Annotated in this window: 20 protein-coding genes; 6 read left to right on the top strand and 14 right to left on the bottom strand. The window is 72.0% G+C overall.

The annotated features are described in order from the left end of the window. Nucleotides 1–61: 61 nt before the first annotated feature. The 4 genes from AB0I38_RS00955 to AB0I38_RS00940 are packed head-to-tail and all read right to left on the bottom strand — an operon-like array spanning nucleotide 62 to nucleotide 4440. Complete coding sequence (locus AB0I38_RS00955) at nucleotides 62–847, bottom strand: enoyl-CoA hydratase/isomerase family protein (protein ID WP_358459768.1); 786 nt, start codon at nucleotides 845–847, stop codon at nucleotides 62–64. Beyond that, on the bottom strand, nucleotides 844–1461 hold the full coding sequence (locus tag AB0I38_RS00950; RefSeq protein WP_358459766.1) for a carboxymuconolactone decarboxylase family protein: 618 nt from the start codon (nucleotides 1459–1461) through the stop codon (nucleotides 844–846). The genes AB0I38_RS00955 and AB0I38_RS00950 overlap by 4 nt, the downstream gene beginning before the upstream one ends. Next, on the bottom strand, nucleotides 1451–2695 hold the full coding sequence (locus tag AB0I38_RS00945) for a CaiB/BaiF CoA transferase family protein (protein WP_358459762.1): 1245 nt from the start codon (nucleotides 2693–2695) through the stop codon (nucleotides 1451–1453). Before AB0I38_RS00945 ends, AB0I38_RS00950 begins: the two co-directional genes overlap by 11 nt. Beyond that, complete coding sequence (locus AB0I38_RS00940; protein ID WP_358459759.1) at nucleotides 2692–4440, bottom strand: CocE/NonD family hydrolase; 1749 nt, start codon at nucleotides 4438–4440, stop codon at nucleotides 2692–2694. The genes AB0I38_RS00945 and AB0I38_RS00940 overlap by 4 nt, the downstream gene beginning before the upstream one ends. Nucleotides 4441–4723: 283 nt before the next feature. On the opposite strand from AB0I38_RS00940, the gene AB0I38_RS00935 reads away from it, so the two are divergent. Continuing rightward, entirely contained in the window at nucleotides 4724–5854 is a 1131-nt protein-coding gene (locus tag AB0I38_RS00935) for an LLM class flavin-dependent oxidoreductase (RefSeq protein ID WP_358459756.1), read from the top strand. Between the two features lie 166 nt (nucleotides 5855–6020). Continuing rightward, nucleotides 6021–7178 carry an alpha/beta hydrolase family protein gene (locus AB0I38_RS00930; RefSeq protein ID WP_358459753.1) on the top strand — a complete coding sequence of 386 codons (1158 nt, stop codon included), beginning with the start codon at nucleotides 6021–6023 and terminating at the stop codon, nucleotides 7176–7178. A 60-nt stretch (nucleotides 7179–7238) separates the two neighbouring features. Here the strand turns inward: AB0I38_RS00930 and AB0I38_RS00925 are convergent, their stop codons facing one another. From AB0I38_RS00925 to AB0I38_RS00905, 5 genes are all read right to left on the bottom strand, one after another. Further along, complete coding sequence (locus tag AB0I38_RS00925) at nucleotides 7239–7667, bottom strand: Zn-ribbon domain-containing OB-fold protein (protein ID WP_358459750.1); 429 nt, start codon at nucleotides 7665–7667, stop codon at nucleotides 7239–7241. Next, on the bottom strand, nucleotides 7664–8833 hold the full coding sequence (locus tag AB0I38_RS00920) for an acetyl-CoA acetyltransferase (protein ID WP_358459747.1): 1170 nt from the start codon (nucleotides 8831–8833) through the stop codon (nucleotides 7664–7666). The genes AB0I38_RS00925 and AB0I38_RS00920 overlap by 4 nt, the downstream gene beginning before the upstream one ends. 125 nt (nucleotides 8834–8958) lie before the next feature. After that, the gene (locus tag AB0I38_RS00915) at nucleotides 8959–10197 is read right to left on the bottom strand and encodes an acyl-CoA dehydrogenase family protein (RefSeq protein ID WP_358459744.1); all 1239 of its coding nucleotides are present in this window, start codon (nucleotides 10195–10197) and stop codon (nucleotides 8959–8961) included. Continuing rightward, nucleotides 10194–11774: a class I adenylate-forming enzyme family protein gene (locus AB0I38_RS00910; protein WP_358459741.1), complete on the bottom strand. Its 1581-nt coding sequence runs from the start codon at nucleotides 11772–11774 to the stop codon at nucleotides 10194–10196. Before AB0I38_RS00910 ends, AB0I38_RS00915 begins: the two co-directional genes overlap by 4 nt. Before the next feature lies 1 nt (nucleotide 11775). After that, nucleotides 11776–12669 (bottom strand): SDR family NAD(P)-dependent oxidoreductase, encoded by an 894-nt coding sequence (locus AB0I38_RS00905; RefSeq protein ID WP_358459738.1) that lies wholly within the window; start codon nucleotides 12667–12669, stop codon nucleotides 11776–11778. Nucleotides 12670–12819: 150 nt separating this feature from the next. Here AB0I38_RS00905 and AB0I38_RS00900 point away from each other — a divergent pair, with 150 nt between their 5' ends. From AB0I38_RS00900 to AB0I38_RS00885, 4 genes are all read left to right on the top strand, one after another. Continuing rightward, nucleotides 12820–13971: an acyl-CoA dehydrogenase family protein gene (locus AB0I38_RS00900; protein WP_358459736.1), complete on the top strand. Its 1152-nt coding sequence runs from the start codon at nucleotides 12820–12822 to the stop codon at nucleotides 13969–13971. Next, nucleotides 13968–14450: a flavin reductase family protein gene (locus AB0I38_RS00895; protein ID WP_358459734.1), complete on the top strand. Its 483-nt coding sequence runs from the start codon at nucleotides 13968–13970 to the stop codon at nucleotides 14448–14450. Before AB0I38_RS00900 ends, AB0I38_RS00895 begins: the two co-directional genes overlap by 4 nt. 74 nt (nucleotides 14451–14524) lie before the next feature. Beyond that, nucleotides 14525–15706, top strand: a complete 1182-nt coding sequence (locus AB0I38_RS00890; protein WP_358459731.1) for an alpha/beta hydrolase family protein — start codon at nucleotides 14525–14527, stop codon at nucleotides 15704–15706. A 115-nt stretch (nucleotides 15707–15821) separates the two neighbouring features. Next, on the top strand, nucleotides 15822–16970 hold the full coding sequence (locus AB0I38_RS00885) for an amidohydrolase family protein (protein ID WP_358459728.1): 1149 nt from the start codon (nucleotides 15822–15824) through the stop codon (nucleotides 16968–16970). Between the two features lie 247 nt (nucleotides 16971–17217). Here AB0I38_RS00885 and AB0I38_RS00880 read toward each other — a convergent pair whose 3' ends face one another. From AB0I38_RS00880 to AB0I38_RS00860, 5 genes are read right to left on the bottom strand one after another with little or no spacing between them, the layout of a single operon-like run. Continuing rightward, the gene (locus AB0I38_RS00880) at nucleotides 17218–18249 is read right to left on the bottom strand and encodes an aldo/keto reductase (protein WP_358459725.1); all 1032 of its coding nucleotides are present in this window, start codon (nucleotides 18247–18249) and stop codon (nucleotides 17218–17220) included. A gap of 12 nt (nucleotides 18250–18261) precedes the next feature. After that, nucleotides 18262–19404: a serine hydrolase domain-containing protein gene (locus AB0I38_RS00875; protein WP_358459722.1), complete on the bottom strand. Its 1143-nt coding sequence runs from the start codon at nucleotides 19402–19404 to the stop codon at nucleotides 18262–18264. Continuing rightward, nucleotides 19401–22244, bottom strand: coding sequence for an ABC transporter permease subunit (locus AB0I38_RS00870; RefSeq protein ID WP_358459719.1), 2844 nt, complete (start codon nucleotides 22242–22244; stop codon nucleotides 19401–19403). The genes AB0I38_RS00875 and AB0I38_RS00870 overlap by 4 nt, the downstream gene beginning before the upstream one ends. Next, on the bottom strand, nucleotides 22241–23041 hold the full coding sequence (locus tag AB0I38_RS00865; protein ID WP_358459716.1) for an ABC transporter ATP-binding protein: 801 nt from the start codon (nucleotides 23039–23041) through the stop codon (nucleotides 22241–22243). The genes AB0I38_RS00870 and AB0I38_RS00865 overlap by 4 nt, the downstream gene beginning before the upstream one ends. Beyond that, nucleotides 23038–24282, bottom strand: a complete 1245-nt coding sequence (locus AB0I38_RS00860; RefSeq protein WP_358459713.1) for an ABC transporter substrate-binding protein — start codon at nucleotides 24280–24282, stop codon at nucleotides 23038–23040. Before AB0I38_RS00860 ends, AB0I38_RS00865 begins: the two co-directional genes overlap by 4 nt. Between the last annotated feature and the right edge of the window lie 69 nt (nucleotides 24283–24351).

Below are 24351 nucleotides of genomic sequence, written 5' to 3'. Positions count from 1 at the left end.
CGAGTCGTTCCGGTGTGAGTCGTGGGCGCGGACGGCCGGCCCGCGTGGCGCGAGGCCGGCGTCACGACCGCGGCTCGCCCCCGGTGTCCCGCGCGTCCGCGAACGAACGGGCGTCGACCGCGGCCAGTGATTCGAGTGCGAGGCCCGGGCCGAGGCCGAACTGCAGCTCGCGCCGGATCAGCATGGTCAGGCAGGCGCGGGTGTAGCGCAGGGTGAGCGTCGTGTTGGCCGCCAGCTCGCGGGCGAGCTCCCAGGCCCGGTCGAGCAGCCGGTCCGCCGGCAGCACCTCGGCCACCAGGCCGAGCTCCAGCGCCTCGCGCGCGTCGAGGGTCCGCCCGGTCAGCAGGAAGTGCCGGGCCCGGTTCATGCCCAGCAGCCACGGCCAGATGATGTGCACGCCGTCTCCGGGGACCACCCCGGCGACCACGTGCTGGTGATCGGCGAAGGTGGCCGACTCGGCGGCGAGGACGATGTCCGAGAGCAGCGCCAGCTCGGCGTGCTCGGTGGCGGGCCCGTTCACCGCCGCGATGACCGGGACCTCGATGTCGAGCAGGTCGAAGAGCAGGTGCCGCCCCTCGTGCGCGATCCGGTCCCAGCCCCGAGGGGTGGTGTTCCGTTTCTCGAACGCCATCTCGGTCAGGAAGTCGTCGCCACTGCCGGTGAGGATGACCACGCGGTTGCCGGGGTCGGTGGCGATCCGCCGGAACGCCTGGGGCAGCTCGCGGTGCGCCCGCTCCGACCACTTCAGCGAGCCGCCGTCGGTGTGCAGGGTGACCTGCAGGATGCCGTCCCGCCGCGTCATCCGCACGTCGGCGAAGAGGTCGCGGTACTCCTCGAAGTCGCTCACGGGCGCGACCCTTCCGCCCCCGGCCGGCGGCCGTCCGGGGCCCACGCCTGGTAACCCGGTTCGAGCGGCACCTGGAAGGTGGCCATCAGCGTGGTGAGCGCCCGCCAGATCGCGATCACGTAGCAGAGCTCGACCACCTCGCCGTTACTCGCCAGCAGCGACTTGAGGACGTCCAGGGTCTCCTCGGAGATCCGGTCGTCGCGGACCATCTCGTCCACCGCGCGCATCACGGCGCGTTCGGCGGGGCCGAACCCCGGGTACGCCGCGCCCTCGCGCACCCCGAGCACGTCGGCAGGCCGCTTGCCGGGCAGGTCGACGTCGACAGCCGGGGCGTAGTGGTGCGCCCACAGGTACTCGGAGCCGGTCACCCAGGCCACCTGCATGATCGCGAGCTCGCGCAGCCGGGTCGCCTCCGGGCGCACGGTCAGCCGCCCCTCCCACAGGATGCGGTCGTTGATCTCGTTCTCGACCCGGCCGGCCTGCGGTGAGTTCAGCAGCAGCCGGTAGAAGTGGATGCGCGACATCTCCTCGCGCATGCCGGTGGCGACGGCGACCCGTGCCGCCTCCTTCACGGAGAGCATCGGGACCAGGCCCTCGGGTTCGTCAGCCGGCATGGCGGTCCTCCTGGTCGGTGTGTGTCGTGGCAGGTCCGAACGCGCCGGCGGCGCGCAGCCTGGTCACGGCGTCGTCGTCGTACTCCAGCAGCCCCCGCAGCACGTCGTCTCCGTCCTCGCCGAGCCGGGGCGCGCGCCGGTGCTCCGTGCGGCCGGGGCCGACCCGCACCGGGCTGCCGACCTGGCGCACCGGACCGAACCTGGGATGCTCGGTCTCGACGACCATGCCGCGCGCCTCGGCCTGCGGATCGGTGAGCGCCTCGGCGACGGTGTTGATCGGGCCGCAGGGCACACCGGCCGCGCTGAGGCGCTTCAGCCACTCGGCCGTGCCCCGCCGCGCGAACGCGGCCTCCAGCAGCGGCAGCAGCTCGTCCTCGTGCCGCCGCCGGCCGTCGAAGTCGGCGAAGCGGGGATCGTCGCGGAGCTCGGGGGCGTCGATCGCGTCGGCCATGCGGGCGAAGAACTTCTCCTTCGCGCAGGCGACGACCAGCCAGCCGTCGGCCGTCGGGAAGTTCTGGAAGGGGACCAGCGAGGGGTGGGCCGAGCGGGCGCGGCGCGACGGGGTGAAGCCGCCGGTGAGGTGCCAGGTGGCGGGATAGGTGAGCATGGCGAGCGCGGTGTCGTACAGGCTCAGGTCGCAGTCGGTCCCGATCCCGTCGCGGCGCGCGGCGAGGACGCCGGCCAGCAGCGCCTGCCCGGCGACGAGGCCGCCGCAGAAGTCCACGATGGACAGCCCCGACTTGGTGGGCGGCCCGCCCGGCTCGCCGGTGAGGGACATCCAGCCGGCGATGCCCTGCATGATGTAGTCGTAGCCGGGCTCGGCGCGTCTCGGGCCGGTCATGCCGTAGCCGCTCAGCGACACGCAGACCAGGCGCGGGTTGAGGTGCTTGAGCTGCTCGTAGGTGAGGCCGAGCCGCTCGGGCACGTCGCCGCGCAGGTTGGAGTAGACCGCGTCCGCCCGTGTCACCAGCGCCTCGAACACCTCGCGGCCGGCGGGGGCCGACAGGTCGAGCGCGACGCTGCGCTTGTTGCGGTTGAAGGTCTCGAAGAACAGGCTGTCCTCCTGCTCCTGGAACGGCGGGATGTGCCGGCCGACGTCGCCGCCGGTCGCCGGGTCCTCGATCTTGATGATGTCGGCGCCCAGGTCGGCCAGGTGCATCGAGCCGAACGGGCCGGCGCCGAACTGCTCGACGCAGATCACGCGTACGTCGGCCAGGGGCAGCGGGCGGGTCAAGGTCTCACCTCTGTGGTGTCGGTGGCGGGGACGATGGGGAGCACGAGTGCCGAGGGGTGCCTGTCGTCGTGGACGATCGTCTGCACCGCGGGCCGCGGATCGTCTTCCGGCGACGCCGCGCCGCGCTCGGTGTTGCCGTGCCGGTCGTACTTCGGGAACGAGCTGCTGGAGACCTCCAGGCGGATCCGGTGGCCTGGCAGGAACACGTTGCTGGTGGCGATCAGGTCCACCTCGACGCGGACCGGAGCGTCCCCGGCGGCCGACAGGTGCGCGGCGGTGACGCGCCGGATGCCGTCGCAGAGCAGCTCCGCCCGGCCGTCGGGATGGACGTCGACGAGCTTGGCCGTCAGGTCCGTGGCCGGGGCGGTGGTGCGCAGGTGCAGCACGGCACGCACCGGACCGGTGACCTCGACCGGCTCGGCCAGCGGATCGCTCGTGTAGACCAGGACGTCGTCACGGTCCTCGACCGGGCGCTGGTCCATCGGCCCGGAGTTGGCCGCCGGGTTGGGCAGGTACGTCGCGCCGCCGCGCGTGGGCACGGGCCGGCGCGGGTCGTACAGGAACGTGTCGTGCGGCTCGGCGCCCGGCGGCGGCGTGAGGCTGAGCCGGCCGTCCCCGTGACGCGAGTTGGCCGCGCCCTCGCCGCGCAGGAACCACTCGGTGGCGCGGGCGCGGGCCGGCGGCCACTCCTGCTCGTCGCGCCACTCGTCCACGCCCATCACGAACAGCCGCACCGGCGGCAGGCCGGGGCCGGGCCCGCCGGCCAGGTGCTGGCCGAACCAGGCGAGCTGCAGGCCCTCCATGTCGATCGTGGACGGGAAGCGCCGCTCCGGGCCGCACGTGTCGCCGAACAGCGCGGGCGACCACTGTGTCCACGGGCCGATGATGAGACGCTGCCGCTCGGCGGCCGGCCCGCCGGCGGCCTTGATCGCCGCGTAGTCGGCCAGGTTGCCGTCCAGGTGCACGTTGTACCAGCCGGCCACGTGCAGCACGGGCAGCTCGGTGCCGGCCAGCGCCTCCCGTGCGCTCAGCTCGCGCCAGTACGGGTCGCCGGGCGGGTGGGCGAGCCACTCCCGGTAGTGCGGGGCGATGCCGTCGAGGGCCGGGACGTCGTCGAGCGGAAGCCGGCCGAACGCGGTGTCCGGGTCGCGCAGCGCCCCCGCCAGCGCGGTCGCGGCGTTCTCGTGCCGGTCGGCGCCGTCGCGGGCCACCGCGCGGCGCATCTGGTCGGGGGCCAGGTTGGCCAGGCTCCACCAGAGGTTGAAGCCGAGCTGGAACGCCCCGCCGCGCCAGACCCAGCCGTCGTCGTACGCGGACGTGGTGAAGTGCGGCACGATCGTGCGCAGCGCCGGTGGCCGATGCCGCAACGCCTGCCACTGCGGGACGCCGTTGTTGGAGGCGCCGTACATGCCGACCTGGCCGTTGGACCACGGCTGCGCGGCGGCCCACTCGACGCACGCGGCGGCGTCCTCGCCCAAACCGGCGAACGGGCGGAACGGCTCGTCGCCGCCGGAGCGGTGCCTGCCGCGCGCGTCCACCACGACGACGGCGAACCCGTGGTCCACCGCGCGTTCGGGATTGATGACGCCGTTGACCGAAGCCCAGTTGGACTTGTCGTAGGCGGTGAGCTGGAGGAGGACCGGCCGTCGTCCCGGCGACGGGTCGCGGTGGACGTCCGCGCGCAGCACCACGCCGTCCGCGAGCGGGATCGGCAGGTCGCGCTCACGCAGTATCGGGGGACGCATCGTCAGAGCCTCCGTGGATCGCGGCCGGATGTCCGGTTCATCTGGCACTGCGTTCTACGGCGCGGGCCGTTAATCCGTCGTTACTGACCAGTTGGAACGGCTCTGTAACTGCGCGCCCGTTTTGATACGGGCAAGGGGTTCGGTCACATACCGCACTAGGGGTGAGATTTTGAGCGTCAAGGCGATTGTTCAGTTGTATCCGGTCATACCTGCCGAAGGTGGTGCCGCGGGACGTGCGGCCCGACGTCCGCTGGGACGCGACCGCGATGAGTTCCAGAAGGTGATGCGGGACTGGGCGAAGATCGCCAAGGCCGCCGAGGACCTGGGGTACTGGGGCATCGCGGGCATCGAGCATCACTTCCACTCCGAGGGCTACGAGGTCTCCCCGTCCCCCGGCGTGATCAACGCGTGGCTGGCGGCGCAGACGAGCCGGATCAACATCGGCACCAACGGCTACGTGCTCGGCACCCAGGACGCCATCCGGGTGGCGGAGGAGTGCGCGGTGCTGGACCACATGCTCGAAGGCCGGTTCTGGGCCGGTGTCAGCCGGGGCTACCAGTCCCGCTGGACCGACGTGCTCGGCCAGCACCTGGGCACCCAGGCCACGCTCTCCGACGGCGGGGCGGCCGACAAGGCCAACCGGGGGATCTTCGAGGAGCAGGTCGAGCTGATGCTCAAGGCCTGGACCCAGGACTCCTTCGACTACAAGGGTTCCAGGGTCCAGGTCCCGTTCCCGTACGAGACCGGCGTCGCCGGCTATCCCGGCGCGGACACCGCGGCGCTGATGGGCGCGACGGACGAGGTCGACGAGAACGGCGCCATCCGGAAGGTCTCGGTCACGCCGCCGCCGTACCAGCGGCCGCACCCGCCGGTGTTCGTGGCGTCGTCGAGCTCGGAGGAGTCGGTCCGCTACTGCGCGCGCAACGGCTTCGTCCTGACCAGCTTCTCGCCCGCCTCACGCACCGCCGAGTTCGCCAGGATCTACGCCGACGAGGCCGCCAAGTCCGGTCACCCGCTGCCGCTCGGCGCCAACCAGGCTCCCGTGCGCTGGCCGCATGTGACGGACTCGCAGGCCGCGTTCGACAAGGCCCTCATGGACTACGACGCGGACATCTTCGAGAACTTCTACTCGAAGTTCTTCAAGCACAAGATGCCGGTCGGCTCGGACGTGCTGCAGGGCATCAAGGACTCCGGCCTGTTCCTGGGCGGTACCGTGGACCAGGCCAAGGCCCAGTTCGCGGCGGAGTGGGAAGAGGTGCCGTACGAGTACTCGGTGCTGATCTGGCACTGGGCGCAGCAGCCCACGGACGACCTGATCCGTGAGATGGAGCTGATGGCGAACAAGGTCTACCCGGAGATCGGCGGCCTGGCGGGCCCGGAGGAGCGCCCCCGGGCGCAGTGGACCACGCCCTGACCTCCCACGGGTCGGCGATGCCGGCGCGTCTGCCGTTCGACAAGGGCGGGCGCGCCGAGTAACGCCGAAGGTAATGATCCACTACATATAAGTAAGTACGCAGATGTCGATGGACGTGCGCGGCGCGGGGTCGCGCCATTGTCACGCCGTCCCGCGAGGAGTCGCCGTGTTCGAGTTCTTCCCGGGCAACCACGCCTGGTCGACGACCGTCAATCTGGCCCTGATGGCCGGTGGCTCGCTCGGCGACGTTCAGCGCTGGTTGAGCCCGCTCCGGGACGCTCCGGCAGCGGACCTGGACGCCTGGGCGGCGGCCTGGGCGGGCATGGCGCACCAGCAGGAGCTGATCGCCGCCGGCGACGTCAAGGACGGATATCTGGCGACGGCGGGAGCCCGCTACCTGCGAGCGTCGGTCTACCACGCGAGCGGGCAGCGGCAGATCCCGCTGGGCCCGGCCAAGTCCGAGAGCTACGCCGCGGCCCTGCAGGCGTTCGGCAACGCCGTGGACTACGCGCCCGTCTCGCTGGAGCGGATCCACGTCGACTCCCCGGACGGCACGCTGCCCGGTTACCTGATCGCGCCGGACACCGCCGACCCGCAGCCGGTGGTCATCGTGTACGGCGGCCTGGACCTGACCAAGGAGCTGCTGTACGCCGTCGTGGGCGACAGGTTCGCCCGCCGGGGCATCACCTGCCTGGTCATCGACACCCCCGGCGCGGGCGAGCTGATCCGGCTGCGCGGGGTGCCGTCGCGTCCCGACTACGAGGTGCCGACGGCGGCGATCATCGACCACCTGGAGACCCGGCACGACGTGGACGGGCGGCACGTCGCCGTGCTGGGCATCAGCTTCGGCGGCTACTACGCGGCCCGTTCGGCGGCGTTCGAGCCGCGGGTCTCGGCGTGCGTCTCGTGGGCCGGCACCTGGGACAGCGGCGCCGTCTGGCGGCGCCGGTGGAACGAGCGCTCCGGCCCCGAGCCGGCGTCGTGGTTTCTGCCCTGGGTGATGGGCACGCCCTCGATCGAGGAGGCCCTCACCAGGATGGAGCAGTGGACGCTGGCCGACGTGTGGCCGAGGGTGCGGCAGCCCCTGCTCATCGTGCACGGGGAGAACGACCGGGAGATCCCCGTCGCCGACGCGCGCCGCGCCTTCGAGGCCGCGGGGTCGGCCGACAAGCGGCTGCGCGTCTTCACCGCCGACGAGGGCGGCGCGGAGCACATGCAGACCGACGATCCGGGGCCGGCGCTCAACCTGATCGCCGACTGGCTCTCCCTGCACCTGCCGGTGGCGCCGTGCCCGCCGGGCGAGCGCGTGCTGCGGACGGTCTGACCGCCCGCCGGGCGAACGCGCTGCGGACGGTCTGACCGCGCGCTCGCCCGGCGTCCGCCGTCAGGTGACCGCGGGCCGCCAGAACGGCAGGGACGCCTCATCGTTCAACGGGACGAACTCCACCTCGACCCGCATGCCGATGCGGACCTCGTCCACCTCGCAGCCGATCACGTTGCCCATCACGCGCGGACCCTCGTCGAGCTCGACGATGGCGACCGCGTACGGCGTCCACTGGTTGAACGGGAACGCGCCGGACTGCCGCACCACCGAGTAGGTGTGGACGGTGCCCTTGCCCGCCGTGGTCAGCCAGCCGGGCGTGTCGCCGCACTCGACGCAGATGGACCGGGGGTAGAACTGCCGGTGACCGCACGCGGCGCACTCCTGCACCAGCAGCTCGCCGCGGAGGGTGGCCTCCCAGTACGGTCTCGTCGAGGCGTCCAGCAGGGGGACGGGACGGCCGTCGGTCTCGGGTGCGCCCAGGTTCGTCATGCCTTGTCCTTTCCGAGGATCACGGTGCCCATCGCCGAGAGCCAGCCGCCGGAGCCGCAGGCCAGCGCGACCTCGGCGTCCTTCACCTGCGCGGCGCCGGCCTGGCCGCGCAGCTGCCGGGTGGCCTCGATGAGCAGGAAGATGCCGCGCATGCCGGGGTGGCACGAGCTGAGCGCGCCGCCGTCGGTGTTGAGCGGCAGCGCGCCGCCGAGTTGCAGCGCGCCCGACGCCGCGAAGGGGCCGCCCTCGCCCTTCTTGCAGAACCCCAGGTCCTCCAGCATGAGCAGCGCGGTGATCGTGAAACTGTCGTAGAGCTGGACCGTGTCGACGTCGTCCGGGGTGAGGCCGGCCTGGGCGAAGGCCTCCTGGCCGCTGCGCTCGGCCGCGGTCCGGGTGTAGTCGGGCATCTGGCTGATGTTCCAGTGCGTCTGGGCCGACGCGGCGCCCAGGATGTGCACGGGCGGCTGCCTCAGGTCCCGGGCGCGTTCGGCGGTGGTGACGATCACCGCGCCGCCGCCGTCGGAGACCACGCAGCAGTCCAGCAGGTGCAGCGGGTCGGCGATCATGCGGGAGTTGACGACGTCCTCGACCGTCATCGGCTTGCGGTACTGCGCGTCAGGGTTGAGCCCGGCGTGCGTACGGCAGGCCACGGCGATGGCCGCGAGCTGCTCGGACGTGGTGCCGTACTCGTGCATGTGCCGCTGCGCGGCCATCGCGTACGCGCCGATGAGGCTGTTGCCCCACGGCGCCTCGAACTGCAGCGCGCCGGCGACCTTGGCGCCCGCCTCCCTGGCCCCGAAGCCCGGGTTGGTGCCCGACTTCGTGTACAGGTCCGAGCCGTAGACGATGAGCACGTTGGTGCACATGCCCGCCCGGATCGCGGCCATCGCGTGCTGGACGTGCAACTCGAAGCTGGAGCCGCCGACGGCCGTGCCGTCGAAGTAGCGCGGGTTGATGCCTAGGTACTCCGCCATGCTGCCGGCGTTGTCGGGCAGCGAGAAGTCGCCCTGGGCGCACATGAACCCGTCGATGTCGCTCTTCTTCATGCCGCTGTCGGCGAGTGCCCGCTGGACGGCGAGCACGTGGTGCCCGACCGCGTCCAGATGCGGTGCCTTGGGATAGTCGCTCAGGCCGATGCCGGCGATCACTGGGGTGCGGTCAACCATGGATGTGGCTTCTCCTCGTGTGCGCGAAGTGCCGGCGCGCCGGCCAGACGCGGCGCGCCGGCCGGGGGCGGGGCGTTGGTGGGTGGCCTTGGTGGGTGGCCTTGGCGGGGGACGTTGGCGGGGGGTCAGCGGTTGGGCGCCGACTCCCGGGGGAGGCCGAGGATGCGCTCGGACATGATGTTGCGCATGATCTCGTCGGTGCCGCCGGCGATCCGCCGTGACGGCACGCTGAGCACCAGCTCGGCCCAGACGTAGGTGCCCCACTCGCCGGTGTCGGCGGTCATCCGCGTGCCGAGGATCCGGCCGGCGAGCGTGCCGATGGCGAGCAGGTTCTCCGAGTCCATCAGCTTGATGATCGAGGACTCGGCGCCGGGCTCGCCGCCGGCGGCCAGGGCGGTCGCGGCGCGCGCGGCCGTCCACCGGATGACGTCACGGCGCATCGCGATCCTCGCGAAGTCCTGGCGGATCACCGGGTCGTCGCTCAGGCCGAAGTGCCTGATCATGGCGAGCAGCCGCTCGACCGGGTCGGACGTGGGCGGGGCGGTGCGGTAGCCCATGGACACGCGCTCGTTGCCGAGCGTGGTCATCGCCACCTTCCAGCCGTCGCCCGGCTTGCCGAGCACGTGGCTGTCGGGGACGAACACGTCGTCCACGAACACCTCGTTGAACGCCTCGCCGCCGGTCATCTGACGCAGCGGGCGGACCTCGACGCCGGGGGCGTGCATGTCGATCATCAGCATGGTCAGCCCGGCGTGCTTCGAGGCACTGGGATCGGTACGGACCAGCATCTCGCCGATGTCGCTGAAGTGGCCGCCGGACGTCCACACCTTCTGGCCGGTCACCCGCCAGCCGTCGCCGTCGCGTACCGCCCGGCTCTTGACGCCGGCCAGGTCGGAGCCCGCCTCGGGCTCGGAGAAGAGCTGGCAGGCGAACAGGTCCGCCCGGTAGAGCGCGCGGAGGTACTTCTCCTTGACCTCCGGCGTGCCCCACGCGAGCAGCGTGGGCGCGACGATGTGATGGCCGACCACGAAGCACGCCTCGGAGGGCAGCTCGTACGCCTGCGCGACCTCGTCGAACAGCTCCTGGAAACGCGGGTCCAGGCCACCGCCGCCGAACTCCGGCGGGCCGGTGAGCCAGCCGAACCCGGCGTCGAAGAGCTCGCGGCGGAAGGCCGCGGCGGCCTCGACCATCCGCAGCTCCTCCTCGCGGGTCGGCTCGGCGCCCGCGCTCAGCTCGTCCGGGCCGTTGCCCCAGCGGGCCTCCCACTCGGCGATCGGCTTGGCGTGCGCGTCGAGGAACGCCGTAACGGCCTCCCGGAACGCGAGCTCCGCCGGGGTCAGGTGTTGTCCGGTCTCTTCGCTCACGATTGCTCCCGCAGCAGACGGTGGAGCACCTTGCCACTGGCGTTCTTGGGCAGGGTGTCGCCGTGGATTCGGATCTGGTCGGGCACCTTGTACTTCGCCAGGCGCTCGCGGCAGAACCGCTGGATGTCCTCCGCCGTCGCGCCGGTGCCCTCCGCGATGACGACGTGCGCCCGTACGGTCTCTCCCCAGTACGGGTCCGGGACGCCGACGACGGCGCACTCGACCACGCCGGGGTAGGCGGAGAGGGTCGCCTCGATCTCGATCGGATAGACGTTCTCACCGCCACGGATGATCATGTCGTCCTTGCGGCCGGCCAGGTAGAGGTAGCCCTCGTCATCGAGGTAGCCCAGGTCACCGCCCTTGAACCAGCCGTTGACGACGACCTGGGCGGTCTTCTCCGGCTGGCCGTGGTAGCCGCTCATGACCATGTCGCTGCGCGTGACGATCTCGCCGACCTGGCCCACCGGCAGCTCGTTGTCGTCGATGTCCCAGATCTGCAGGTCGATGTTGTAACCGGGGCGGCCCACCGAGCCCAGCAGGTGCGGGTGCCCGTTGAGCGCCAGCACGTGGTCCTCGGGGGTGAGCACGGTCTGCATGCCCGCCTCGGTGCCGGCCCCGAACCCGTTGTAGAAGTCGCAGTCCATCATCGCCATCGCCCTGGTGAGCAGGTCGGGCGACATGGGCGCGGCGCCGTAGAAGACCGAGCGCAGGGTCGCGAAGTCGGCGGCGCTCACGTCCGGCTGCCGCAGCAGCGAGTTGATCATCGTCGGCACGAGGAACACGTCGGTGAGGCCCCTGCGGAACCAGGAGAGCAGCAGCGCCGGGTCCCACTGCGGGACCAGCAGCGACGCCGAGCCCCGGCAGATCGCGTTGAGCACCAGCCCGAGGCCGGCCACGTGGTAGAGCGGGGAGGCGGAGTAGCGGAACTCGTCCCGCAGGAAGCGATACTCCAGGACCGCGTTGGAGGACATGTTCTTCCACATGCGGTGCGACTGCATGACGCCCTTGGGCAGGCCCGTCGTGCCGCTGGTGAAGGCGAGCGCGATCACGTCCTCGTCCTCGACCACGGCCGCGGGCGGCTCCCCGCCACCGGCCAGGGTGCGGACCTCGTCGTACGAGACGGTGCCCTCGGCCCCCTCGTAGCCGACGACGTGCACGAGGTGCTCCAGCTCCGGCCGCGCCCGCAGCACGTCCGGCGCGTACCGGTCGCCGACGAAGATCCAGGACGCCTCCGCGGTGCGCAGCAACGTGGTGATCTCGGCGGGCGACAGCCGGTAGTTGAGCGGGACGGCGACCGCGCCGATCTTGAACAGGGCGAGGAACGTCTCGACGTACTCCGGCGTGTCGGTGGCGAGGACGGCCACCCGGTCGCCCTGCCGCATGCCCATCTGGCGCAGCCCGCGCGCCAGCCCGTGCACCCGGTCGCGGACCTCGGCGAAGCTGCGCGACCCCGACTCGGTGACGAAGCAGTCCCGTCCCGGGGAACGCCTGGCGGCCATGTCGATCCACTCGCCGATCTGGATCCTCGACAGGGGACGGCCGGTGATGCGGTCCGGGCGGGCACGCAGAGCCGTCATCTCACTTCCCCAGCATCGCGGCGAGCAGGTTCATCTCGTCCATGCTGTTGCCGGGGACCTGGTAACCGGTGTCGTCGAAGATCTCGGGCAGATGGTCGCGGATGTCCTCCGCGGTCAGCTCACCGTTGAGGTAGCCGCGCGTGACGCCGACGAAGACGCGGGCCACGCGCCCGCCGCCCGCGCTGAGCACCTCGCCGGACAGCTCGCACGACTCGTGACACAGGAACGCCACCGCCGCCGAGACCAGCGCGGGGTCCAGGTGGTCCGCGAGCGGGTTCTCGAAGCCGCTGGTCATGCGGGTCATGGCCACCGGGCCGATCGCGTTGGCCGTGATGTTGTACTTGCGCCCCTCGATGGCGAGAACCTTGATCAGCCCGACCAGCCCGAGCTTGGCCGACGCGTACGACGCCTGGCCGAAGTTGCCCCAGAAACCGGCCGACGACGAGGTCACCACGACCCGCCCGAACCCCTGGTCGCGAAAGAGCGACCAGGCCGGGCGGGTGACGTTGAAGGCGCCCTTGAGGTGCACGTCCAGCACCGGGTCCACGTCGCCGGGGCCGGTGTTGTGGAAGGTCTTGTCGCGCAGGATGCCGGCGTTGTTCACCACGATGTCGACCTGGCCGAACGCGGAGACGGCCGTCTCGATCACCGCCCTGCCGCCGTCCTCCGTGGCGACCGAGTGGGTGTCGGCCACCGCGGTGCCACCGAGCGCCTCGATCTCCTTGACCACGATCGCCGCCCGGTCGCGCTCGGCGCCGTCACCGGACAGCGAGGCGCCCATGTCGTTGACGACCACCCTCGCGCCACGACGGCCGAGTTCGAGAGCGTGGGCCCGGCCGAGACCGCCACCCGCCCCCGTGACGACGGCAACGCGACCGTCGAAGCTGAGATCCACGGTAAGTTCCTCCTTGTTCGCGACGGGCTCGTATCAGACCGGCACCGGAACGGCACCAGGTCGCACGATCGCGCATGGATAGTTACCGCTGTCGTTACGGCTCCGGCCGCTCATGCCGCGCGCCACACCCGCGCCGTACGGTCCGGGGCCATGAGCGAACTTCAACAGCTGGCTGACGCGACCGCGGCATTCACCGGCCTCGCCGAGGAGCACGAGGACTTCCGGGACAGCGTGCGGTCGTTCGTCGAGCGCGTCTCTCCGGAGTCGCAGGTGCGCCGCCTCATGGAGACCGGCACCGGGTACGACCCGGCGGTGTGGCGGCAGATGGCCGAGCAACTCGGCCTGCAGGGTCTGGCCATCCCCGAGCGGTTCGGCGGCTCCGGGGCCTCCTTCCTCGAACTCGGGGTGGTGCTGGAGGAGATGGGGCGGGCGCTGCTGTGCTCGCCGTTCTTCTCCACCGCGGTGCTCGCCGCCAACGCGCTGCTGCTCTCCGGCGACGAGCGGGCCCAGGAGGACTTCCTCCCGGGGATCGCCGCGGGCGCCACCATCGCCACGGTGGCCGTCACCGAGAGCTCCGGCTCCTGGCGGGCCGCCGACCTCGCCGCGCGCGCGGCGGCCGGTGACGGCATCTGGAGGGTGTCGGGGACCAAGTCGTTCGTCCTCGACGGCCAGGTGGCGGACCTGCTGCTCGTCTTCGCCCGGGGCACCGCCGGCCTCTCGCTGTTCGCGGTCTCCGCCGACGCCTCGCGGCTGACCCGGACGCCGCTGCCGACCATGGACCAGACGCGCAAGCAGGCGGTCCTGGAGTTCGACGGCACCCCGGCCCGGTTGATCGGCGCCGAGGGCGGCGCGGGGCCGGTGCTGGAACGGCTGCTCGACCTGGCGGCGGTCGGCCTGGCCGCCGAACAGCTCGGCGGCGCCCAGCGGTGCCTGGAGATGTCCGTCGAGTACGCGAAGGTCCGCACCCAGTTCGGGCGGCTGATCGGGTCGTTCCAGGCGATCAAGCACAAGTGCGCCGACCTGCTGATGGCGGTGGAGTCGGCCCGGTCCGCGGCCCACTACGGGCTGTACGCCGCCGCGTCGGACCTGCCGCAGCTGCCCGCGATCGCGAGCCTGGCCAAGGCGTACTGCTCCGAGGCGTACACGCTGGTGGCGGGCGAGAACATCCACATTCACGGCGGCATCGGCTTCACCTGGGAGCATCCGGCGCACCTGTACTTCAAGCGGGCCACGTCGTCGGCACTGCTGTTCGGCGACCCCGACCAGCACCGCGCGCGCTACGCGGACCGGGTGGTCGCATGAGCGCGCTCCGGCAGATCGCGGGCGACGACCTGCGCGGCGCGATGGCCTGCTTCGCGACCGGGGTCGTCGTGGTCACCGCGGCCCCGCCGGAGGGCGGCCCGGTCGGCATGGCGGTCAACTCGTTCGTCTCGGTGTCGCTGGACCCGCCGCTGGTGCTGTTCTGCGCGGGGAACGGCTCGACCACCTGGCCCGCGATCCACGCGGCCGGGCACTTCTGCGCCAACGTGCTGTCGGCCGACCAGGAGGGGCTGGCCCGCGGGTTCGCCCGCAAGGGCGACCGCTTCGCCGGCGTCTCCCACACTCCGGGCATCACCGGCGCGCCCGTCCTGACCGCCGTGCACGCGCACCTCGAATGCGAGATCGCCGACACCCACGAGGCCGGTGACCACACCCTGGTGATCGGCCGCGTGCTCGACCTCGCGCTCGACCAGCGGGCGTCGCCGCTGCTGTTCTACCGCAGCTCCTACCGGCTGTTCTGAGCCGGCAGGCCCCCGACAATCCCCCCGACCCGGCGCCAGGGTGACGCCCGGAGTCCCAGTGCTGAGGAGGACGAGTGGTTGCCGCGATCCGCGACGCCGACTGGTACGCGCAGTTCCCCGACGACTACCGGTGGTCGTACAACGTCATGATCGAGCTCGCCCAGATACCGACCGGCGGCGGCGAGGTCGGCGAGATCGACCGGATCTGCCGCCGCCTGGCCGGTCACGTCGGCGACGACGAGCGGTGGTTCCGCGAGTGGCGGGCCATGGGCGACCACGTCCGCGCCCTCGCCGAGCAGGCCGTCGGCCTCGGCGACCGCCGCGCCGCGGTGGCCCACTACCGGCGCGCGTCGAGCTACTACTTCGCGGCCGAACGGTTCCGCTTCCCCAAGGACGACGACGCGCTCGACACCTACCGGGCGATGCTGGACGCCTTCCGCCGGGCCGCCGAGCTCGACGACCGCCATCGCGTCGAGTTCGTCGAGGTGCCGTACGAGTCGGGCTCGCTGCCCGCCTTCTTCGTCTCCGCGACGACCTCGACCGCCGGGCGCGCGCCGGTCGTGGTGTTCATGAACGGCTTCGACGGCAACAAGGAGCTCAACTGGTTCCTCGGCATCGAGGACCTGGTCGCCCGGGGCGTCTCCGTGCTGTCGCTGGACAGCCCGGGCGTCGGCGAGGCCATCCGCTTCCGGGGCATCCCGCTGCGGCACGACTACGAGGTGGCCGGCAGCGCCGCCGTCGACTGGCTGGAGACCCGGCCGGACGTGGACCCGGACCGGATCGGCGTGATGGCCCTGAGCCTCGGCGGCTACTACGCCTCGCGCAGCGCCAGCATGGAGCCGAGGTTCAAGGCGTGCGTCGCCTGGGGAGCGATCTGGGACTACCACCGCATCTGGCGCGAACGCATCGAGGCCGCGTTCGCCAAGCAGTTGCCGGTCCCCGGCGACCACCTCGTCTGGTCGACGGGCACCACGTCCACGACGGAGGCGCTGGAGGTCCTGGAGGGGTTCCGGCTCGCCGAGGTGGTGCCCCGGATGCGGTCCTCGTTCCTGCTGGTGCACGGGGAGGACGACCAGCAGGTCCCCGTGTCGGACGCCCGTCTCCTCTTCGACGCCTGCGGCTCCGCGGACAAGACGTTGCGGATCTTCACCGGCGAGGAGGGCGGCGCGCAGCACTGCCAGATGGACAACCTGTCGATCGCGGTGCCCGAGATCAACCGCTGGCTGGCCGACCGGCTCGGCGCGACCGCTGGATAACGACCGGTTTAACGGCGGGTGCCTACCGTGCTCGCACAGGGGCCGCGCAGAACCGCCCACGACCTCCACACGGCCACCCTCACGTGGCAAGACCAACCATGGAGAGTGCTACATCATGTCAACCGGTAACCCCCGCCCCCTCATCTCGGTCGACTCCCACGTCGTGGAGCCCAAGGACCTCTGGCTCAAGCGGCTGCCGCAACGCTTCCAGCACCAGGCGCCCCAGGTCCAGTCGACCGACAAGGGCGACTACTTCGTGGTCCCCAACACCGGAATGCCGCCGAAGCCGGTCGGCACCGAGGGCGCGATGATCAATACGAAGATCAACGGCGTGATCACCCGAGCCACCGGCTACCGCTTCGAGGACCAGCGCCCCGGCGCCTACGACCCCGCCGCCCGCCTGATCGACCAGGACAGTCAGGGCGTCCGGGCCGAGATCGTCTACCCCGGCTGGCTGATCGTGCACAGCATCCCCGACTTCGACCTCAAGGTCGCCTGCGTCCGCGCGTACAACGACTGGCTGTTCGAGGAGTTCTGCGCCCACGACCCCGCCCGGCTCATCGGCGCCGCCGCGCTCCCCGTCGGCGACGGCCCGATCGAGCCCGCCATCGAGGAGGCGCGGAAGTGGGCCGCGCGCGGTGCCAAGACCTTCCTGCTGCCGCAGTCGGTCCCCGGCAAGGCGTGGGGCGACGACCACTTCGAGCCCCTGTGGGCGGCGCTGGAGGAGATCGGGCTGCCCGTCGGGTTCCACCAGGCCGCGGGCCAGGTGGCCATGTTCAACGACAAGACCACTCCCGGCGTGTTCTGGACGACCGCCATCGGCAACAAGATCAGCCTGGGCTGGGTGTTCATGCAGCTGGTCTACGGGGCCGTCCCCGAGCGCCACCCCGGGCTGCGGTTCATCCTGGTCGAGGGCGGCATCGGCTGGATCGCCTTCCAGCTCAACACGATGGACCACATGTTCACCGACCACCACCGCTGGACCGTCCCGGAGCTGGCCCTCAAGCCCAGCGACTATTTCAACCGCCAGTTCTGGGCCACCTTCGAGGACGACCGCCCCGGCATCCTCACCCTGCCCATGCTCGACGAGAAGCGCCTCATGTGGGCCGGCGACTACCCGCACACCGAGGGCAACTTCCCGTTCGCCCAGGAGCAGGTCGCGCACGACTTCCAGGGCGTCGACGAGGCCACGGTGGCGGCGATCACCCACGACAACGCGATCGACCTGTTCGGCCTGTCCATCCCCGCCCTCACCCGCGCCTGACCGGCGGCACGACGGACCCCTTGACCTCCGGCGAGAGACCGATCACGACGCGAGCGGCCAGGTGATCCCGGGCCGCTCGCGTCGCCGTCCGCCGGAACGACCGGTCCGGCCCCGCCGCGCGGACGGGGCCGGACCGGTCGAACTCTGTCCGGATACGGCCGGACCGGTTCCCGATACGGCCGGACCGGTTCCCGATACGGCCGGACCGGTTCCCGATACGGCCGGACCGGTCCTGCGGCCGGACCGGTCAGACTCTGTCCGGGTGTGGCCGGAAGCGCGGGCCGCCGAGCGCTTCGTACCACCCGGCGACCTTGTCACCGGGCGGGGCCACCGCGTCGATCGCGGCCAGATCTTCGGCGGTCCACTCGATCGCCAGCGACTCCGCGCACGAGTCGAGGTCGGCCAGCCGCTCCGGCCCGCACAGCGCGCTCGTCACGCCGGGCTGCCGCACCACCCAGGAGTAGGCCAGCTGGGCCACGGTCACGCCGTGCCGGGCCGCGATCTCCCGCAGCACGTCGAGCACGTCGAACACGGCGTCGCTGAACCGGTCACCGGCGAAACCGGCGAGCACGCCGCCCGCGCCGTACCTGCTGCCCTCGGGCGGCGGCTCGCCGCGCCGGTACTGCCCCGTGAGCACCCCTCCGCCGAGCGGCGCCCACGGGTTGACCGCGAGCCCGAACGTCGCGGCCATCGGCAGCAGCTCACGCTCGACCCGCCGGTCGAGGAGGTTGTACGGCGGGGTCTCGGCCACGATCCGGTTGAGCCCGAACTCCTTGGCCACCCACAGCGACTCCACGACCTCCCACGCGGCGGCCGTGCTCACCCCCAGGTAACGGACCTTGCCCGCGCGCACCAGGTCGTCCAGGGCGCGCAACGGCTCGTCGACCGGCGTGCCGGGGTCGAACCGGTGCAGCGTGAACACGTCGACGTGGTCCGTCCGCAGCCGCCGCAGGCTCTCCTCACACTGGCGGATCAGGTGCCGGCGGCTCACGCCCCACCCGTTGGGGTCGTCGGGGTCGACCGGCATGTACGCCTTGGTGTTGATCACCACCCGGTCACGCCGGGACGACCTCGCCAGGTTGGCCCCCACGATCGACTCACTGCGCCCGGGGGCTCCGCCGTAGTTGTTCGCCGTGTCGAAGAAGTTGACCCCGAGGTCGAGCGCCCGGTCGATGATCCGGGCCGACTCGGCCTCGTCGGCCCGGTCGCCGAACATCCAGCATCCGAGGCCCAGGGCGCTCACCCGTACGCCGGTCCGCCCGAACGGCCGATACTCCATCGCGGTCACCCCTCACTTCACGCCCGCGACCGCGCGCACGGCGTCGGCCAGCGGGACGAACGGTTCGGCGCCCGGCGCGGCGCCGAGGAACATCCGGTTGTGGGTGATGACGACGGCCAGCCCGCTCGCGAGGTCGGCCCATCCCATCGACCCGCCCACCCCGGCATGGGCGAGCACCTGAGTCGACCGGCCGAGCAGCGGGTCGGCCGGCGGGGACTCGCCGCCCAGCCAGTAGCCGCCGGTGCCGATCCAGGTGGGGCCCTGGTAGACCTCGTCGAACTCGCCGGCGTTCGGCCGCGGCCAGGTCAGGGCGAGCAGGCGGCCGGCCGAGAGGTACCGGCGGCCGCCGAGTTCGCCACGGTTCGCGAGCAGGCTGAAGAACCGCGCGCCCGCACGGGCCGACATCACCGCGCCGGCCGCAGGGACCGACGACGACCGGAACCGGGGGTCGTTCCAGCGGTCGGCGTCCGGGCGGATCTCCGGCGGCATCGACAGCAGCGACACCCCGGTCATCGGCGCGCGCTTCGGCGGGTTCGGTCCCCAGGTCAGCCGGGCGACCCGGTGCTCCTGCTCCGCCGGGAGCACGTCCCAGACGTCCTCGGCGCCGATCGGCAGGCACAGCTCCTCGCGGAGGAACCGGTCGTACGGACGGTGGCCCGGGTCGGTGCGGCGGATGACCTCGCCGAGGATGTGCCCGAAGCTCATCGAGTGGTACATGGAGCGTTCGCCCGGCGGGTGCAGCGGTTCGACCTCCGAGAGCCAGGAGGTGATCGCGTCCCAGTCCGCCAGCCCGGCGGCGTCCAGGTCCGGCGGCATGTGCGGGACACCGGCGTGGTGCGTGAGCACGTGGCCGACGGTGATGCGCTCCTTGCCGCGCTGCCCGTACTCCGGCCAGTACGTCGCGATCGGCTCGTCCAGATCCACGAGCCCCCGTTCGCACTGGAGCTGGATCGCCGTCGCGAGCAGCGCCTTGCTCACCGAGAACACGGGGAACAGGGTGTCGCCGTCGACCGGCCGGCCGTCCCGCGCGTCGGCGACGCCGGTCCACGCGTCGACGATGAGCTCCTCGCCGAGGTAGGCGGCGACCTGCACGCCGACCTCGCCCAGCTCGACGGCGCGGGCGAGCGCCGCCTCGATCCGATCGTCGGACCTCATTGCTCGACTCCCTCTCTCTTCCGCACGGTCTCGTTCCGCGCTTCGACGGACTGTGGCTCGGTCTCCTGCGGCTCGACGGTCTGCGCCTCGGTCTCCTGCGGCTCGACGGTCTGCGACTCGCTTTCCTGCGGCTCGGTCACCGGGGGCTCGGTCACCGAGGGCGCGGTCTCCTGCGCTTCGGTGTCCGACGACTCGTCGCCGAGGTAGGCCGCGATGACCCGGGGGTCACGGCGTACGTCGCCCGGTGTCCCGTCGGCGATGACCCGCCCGCGTTCCATCACGATCACCCGGTCGCACACCCGCATGACCAGCTCCATGTCGTGCTCGACCACCAGCACGCCCATGCCGCGCTCGTCGGCGAGCCGCCGGAGCAGCACGCCCAGCTCGGCCGACTCGGTCGAGCTCAACCCGGCCGCCGGCTCGTCGAGGCAGAGGATGGACGGCTCGGCGGCCACCGCGCGGGCGATGCCGACCAGCCGGCGCCGGCCGTACGGCAGCTCGGTGGGCAGCCGGCCGAGGTCGGGGCCGAGCTCGAACAGCTCGACGGCGGCGAGTGCCCCCGCGGTGAAGGCGGTCGGGCGCGGCCAGACCAGGTCGGTCACGTAGGCGCTGCCGGACCGCGCGTCGACCGACGCCTTGAGGTTGTCGGCCACGGTCATGTCATCGAAGAGTTCGAGGCTCTGGAACGACCGGCCGATCCCCTCGCGGACCCGGCGGTACATCCGCATGGACCCGATCGGCTTGTCGCCGAGCGTGACCGTGCCCGCCTTCGGCCTGGTCGCGCCAGTGATCGCGTCGATCAGTGTCGTCTTGCCAGCGCCGTTCGGCCCGATGAGGCCGACGATCTCACCTGGCCCGACGTCCAGCGAGGCGTCGTCGACCGCGACCACACCGCCGAAGGCGACCGTCAGCCCCTGACCCCGCAGCACCCGCTCGGGCACGCGGCCGGGCGCGGCCGTGGTCGTGACGGCCACCGGAGCCGGGCGGGACCGGCGCGGCAGGTGGAGGTGCCGCCCGATGCCCTCCGCGGCCCCGTCCGGCCGCGCCTGCAGGTACCAGATGGACAGCACGCCGCCCACGAGGGCGATCCACAGCGGCGTCGTCGCGCTGTCGGAGTCGAGCAGCGTGGAGATGAAGCCGCCGGGGTGCCCGAGCACGCCGAGCAACGGGCCGGCGATGTAACCGATGCCGCCCAGGACGACCTGGGAGAGCCCCAGGATCGAGTCGAAGGCCGCGAACCCCCGCTCGAACACCATGGTCGGCTGCCGGAACACCACGAGGATTCCGCCCAGCGCGGCGATCGCCGCGGAGAGGGCGAACGCGTAGAGGCGGACCCGCCACGGGTTCAGCCCGACGGACTCGGCGGCCCGCTCGTTGGTGCGGACCGCGATCATGCGGCGTCCGACGCGGCCGCGCCGGACGTTGGCGACCACGAGACCGGCGAGCAGGAACGCGACCAGGCAGACGATCGCCCACCGCTCGGGATGGGCGAGCGAGTCGACGCGCCAGCCGAACACCTCCAGCGGGTTCGGCAGGGGCACGTACGCGCCGGAGTACGTCGGGTTCTGCAGCAGCACGCCCTGGATCGCCACGGCGGAGCCGAGCGTGGCCACCGCGAAGTTCACGCCACGGGTGCGCAGCAGCGGCACGCCGAGCAGCGCGCCGACGACGAAGGTCGCGACCAGGCTGAGCGCGATCGCCAGGAGGAACGGCATCCCGGTGCGGGTCAGCAGCAGCCCGGTGATCACCGCGCCGATGCCGGCGAAGCTGAACTGGCTGAGCGACAGCTGCCCGGTGTAACCGGTGATGACGACGCTGGACAGCAGGATGATCCCGTACGTGCAGGTGATCGTCATCGCCGTGACGTACGACAGGTCGAACACCGCCGTGAGCAGCACGATCGCGCCGCCGACGAGCACGAGCAGGACGAGGGGGCGGGGGTGACCGTCGCCGACCTTCGGCCGCCGCTCGACGATGGCCGTGCGGATCCGGTCGCCCGCGCCGCGCCACACCATCACCAGCACGATGAGCAGGAACGGCACCGCGTCCGCCCAGCCGGGCGTGGCCACGTAGCGGGTCACCTCGGCCTGCGTCACCCCGATGAGCAGGGCGCCCAGGTACGTCAGCGGGAACGAGCGCAGCCCGCCGATCAGCGCGGCGGCGAGCGCCGGGACGATCAGGTGGGTCAGCGTGACGATCTGCACGCCGACGATCGGGGCGAGCAGGACGCCGGCGACGCCGGCGAACACCGAGCCGACCACCCAGTTGGTGGTCGCGATCCGGACCGGGGAGATGCCCAGCGCCGCCGACGCGATCGGGTTCTCCGCCTGCGCCGAGGTGGCCAGCCCGAACCGGGTCCGGCCGTAGGCGGCGGTGAGCAGGGCGACGAGCACGGTGGCGATGAGGAAGGTGATGATCCGGTCCTGGCCCAGGTGGATCCCGAACAGCGACACCGGATCGGTGGGGAAGAGGGGCTGGACGATGCGCTCGTCCGCGCCGTACCTCAGGGTCAGCGCCGACTGCACGACGACGAGCACGATCAGCGAGACGCAGGTGCGGCTCAGCGTCGACGTGCGCGCCATGCGCTGGATCGCCAGCCGGTAGGTCAGATAGCCGCACAGTGCGGCGGCGAGCAGCGCGCCGGGCACCGCGAGCACGGGGGAGAGCCCCTGGCCCGCGTTGAGCTCCCAGTAGGCGAACGCCGCCACGGTCCCGACGATGCCGTGGGAGAAGTTGATGATCCCGGACCCGCGATAGGCGATCACGATGCCGAGCGCGGTCAGCGCCAGGAGCGACCCCGAGGACATCCCGACCAGCGCGAGCTGGATGGCGCCGTTCATGATCCGTGGCCTCCGATCGTGGCCGTGAGGTCGTCGGCCGCCGGGTCGTCGGCCGCCGGGTCGTCGGCCGAGGCCGACAGGTAGCTGGCCTCGATCTCGGCCAGCCGCGATCCCATCTCGGCTGCCGTGCCCTCGATCACGATCTCTCCCCGCCGCAGCACGCAGACGCGGTCGGCCACCTGGAGGGCGCGCTTGACCCGCTCCTCGACGATGAGCACGCCGACGCCGCGGTCGGCGGCGGCGCGCAGCCGGGTGAGCAGCCGGGCCACGATGAGCGGGGCGAGGCCGAGGGTCAGCTCGTCGGCGAGCAGCACCTTCGGCGAGCCGGCCAGCGCGCGGGCCAGGGTGAGCATCTGCTGCTCGCCGCCCGACATCAGCCCCACCTTGCGATCCAGCAGCGGCTCCAGCTCGGGCATCAGCGCCAGGCTCTCCGCGACGCCGCCACGGCCGAGCCGGAGGTTCTCCCGGCAGGTGAGGCCCATGAAGACCGAGCGGTCCTCGCAGATCAGCGCCACGCCGGCGTCGGACCTGCGATGCAGCCCCTCCGGCGCGGGCCGGCCGTCGAGCCGGACCGAGCCGGAGATCGGTGTCAGGACCCCGGACAGGGCCAGCAGGGTCGTGGTCTTGCCGGCGCCGTTCGCGCCGAGCAGCGCGACGATCTCGCCCGGACGCACCGCCACCGACAGCCCCTTCAGCACGGGGAGGTGGCCGTAGCCGACCTCGAGGTCGATCGCCTCGAGGATCGGCTCGGCCACCGGGCGGGGTTCGGCCGCCGCCCGGTCCCCGGTCTGGATCACCCGTTCTCCTTGACGGCGGTGAGCACGCTGAACGGCTCGGCGGCCGGGCCGTAGGTGCCGTCCTTGACCGTGTACGTGACGACGTTGGTGTTGAGGATCCGGCTGAAGTCCTTGATGCCGAGCGGCGTGGTGAGGTCGAGGGCCGGTCCGACGCCCGTCTCGACGGCGTTGAGCGTGCCCAGCGCCTGCTGGACCGCCTTGGCGTCGATCGGGCCCTGGACGGATTCGGCGGCCGACTTCACCGCCGCCACCGCCGACCACACGACCACGCCCGCCGAGGTCGGCTTCGCCTCCGGCTGGTACTTCTTCATCGCGTCACGGAAGGCGACCATGCCGGGCTCCTCGCTGTTCACCGGCAGGAACGAGTCGGACAGCAGCACGCCCTCGGCGGCCTTGCCCACCTGGTCGATCAGCGCCTGGGTGAGCGACGCGGCGGCGAGCCCGGCCTTCACGCCCGGCGCGCCCGCGCCCAGGGCCGCGATCGCCTTGCCGGCCTCGCCCGGCGGCAGCGCGATCACCACGCAGTCGGCGCCGTTCGACACGACCTGGGCGACCGGGGCCCCGTAGTCGGCGTTGGTGGTCGGCACCGCGATCTTCGCGTTCAGCTTCATGCCCAGCGACTTCAGCCCGGCGTCGGCGAAGTCGGCCGAGGCGATCGAGGACGGCAGCGACTGCGTGATCGCGTCGACCTTCTTGCAGCCGTAGGTCTTGACCAGCCCGATCGCGGCCCCGCTGAACGACACCGGCGTGCCGCCGGGGATCGGCCAGGAGTTCGCGCTGGTGAATTCAAGCGGGTTGATCGGGTGGCTGAGCAGCGGGATGCCGGCCTGTTCGAGCACCGGCACCATGCCGCTGCCGCCGACCGACAGGCCGCCGATCACGGCGATCGCCCCCTGGGCGACCGCGTCCTGAGCGCACTTCGCGCTCACGTTGGGGTCGGCCTGGTCGTTGCAGACCGTCAGCTCGACCTTGCGGCCGGCGATGCCGCCGGCGTCGTTCACCGCCGATACGGCGGCCTCGATCGCCGCCGCCTGGTCCGGGAACCCGACCGACGGCGCGGACACGGTCAGGATGCCGACGAGCTTGAGCGGAGCCGCCGCCCCGGACGAGGCGGCGGGCGCCGCGGCGGACGAGACGTCGTCCGCGGATGAACATGCTGCGGTCAGTGCCAGCGTGGACGCCACCACGGCGACGGCGGCGAGCCGTCGGGGGCGGTTGGTGCGGGAGGTTCTGTTCGGCATGGCGATGGTCCCATCGGCTGGTCACGGTGTTTGGTCCCCCGACGCGGTAGGGGGGAGCGTGGTCGCGCT

It is taken from the genome of Nonomuraea cavernae, assembly GCF_040655715.1.
Taxonomy (GTDB): domain Bacteria; phylum Actinomycetota; class Actinomycetes; order Streptosporangiales; family Streptosporangiaceae; genus Nonomuraea; species Nonomuraea cavernae_A.
The sequence above is the reverse complement of the archived record's forward strand: the minus strand, read 5'-3'. Positions and strand labels throughout refer to the sequence as shown.

Bases quoted from the DNA above. Each gene is read 5' to 3' on its own strand.
- AB0I38_RS00875 (WP_358459722.1), bottom strand. From the start codon at position 19,404: ATGAGGTCCGACGATCGGATCGAGGCGGCGCTCGCCCGCGCCGTCGAG.
- AB0I38_RS00880 (WP_358459725.1), bottom strand. From the start codon at position 18,249: ATGGAGTATCGGCCGTTCGGGCGGACCGGCGTACGGGTGAGCGCCCTG.
- AB0I38_RS00920 (WP_358459747.1), bottom strand. From the start codon at position 8,833: ATGGTTGACCGCACCCCAGTGATCGCCGGCATCGGCCTGAGCGACTAT.
- AB0I38_RS00895 (WP_358459734.1), top strand. From the start codon at position 13,968: ATGAGCGCGCTCCGGCAGATCGCGGGCGACGACCTGCGCGGCGCGATG.
- AB0I38_RS00900 (WP_358459736.1), top strand. From the start codon at position 12,820: ATGAGCGAACTTCAACAGCTGGCTGACGCGACCGCGGCATTCACCGGC.
- AB0I38_RS00885 (WP_358459728.1), top strand. From the start codon at position 15,822: ATGTCAACCGGTAACCCCCGCCCCCTCATCTCGGTCGACTCCCACGTC.
- AB0I38_RS00935 (WP_358459756.1), top strand. From the start codon at position 4,724: ATGCGGGACTGGGCGAAGATCGCCAAGGCCGCCGAGGACCTGGGGTAC.
- AB0I38_RS00940 (WP_358459759.1), bottom strand. From the start codon at position 4,440: ATGCGTCCCCCGATACTGCGTGAGCGCGACCTGCCGATCCCGCTCGCG.
- AB0I38_RS00925 (WP_358459750.1), bottom strand. From the start codon at position 7,667: ATGACGAACCTGGGCGCACCCGAGACCGACGGCCGTCCCGTCCCCCTG.
- AB0I38_RS00950 (WP_358459766.1), bottom strand. From the start codon at position 1,461: ATGCCGGCTGACGAACCCGAGGGCCTGGTCCCGATGCTCTCCGTGAAG.
- AB0I38_RS00870 (WP_358459719.1), bottom strand. From the start codon at position 22,244: ATGAACGGCGCCATCCAGCTCGCGCTGGTCGGGATGTCCTCGGGGTCG.
- AB0I38_RS00860 (WP_358459713.1), bottom strand. From the start codon at position 24,282: ATGCCGAACAGAACCTCCCGCACCAACCGCCCCCGACGGCTCGCCGCC.
- AB0I38_RS00910 (WP_358459741.1), bottom strand. From the start codon at position 11,774: ATGACGGCTCTGCGTGCCCGCCCGGACCGCATCACCGGCCGTCCCCTG.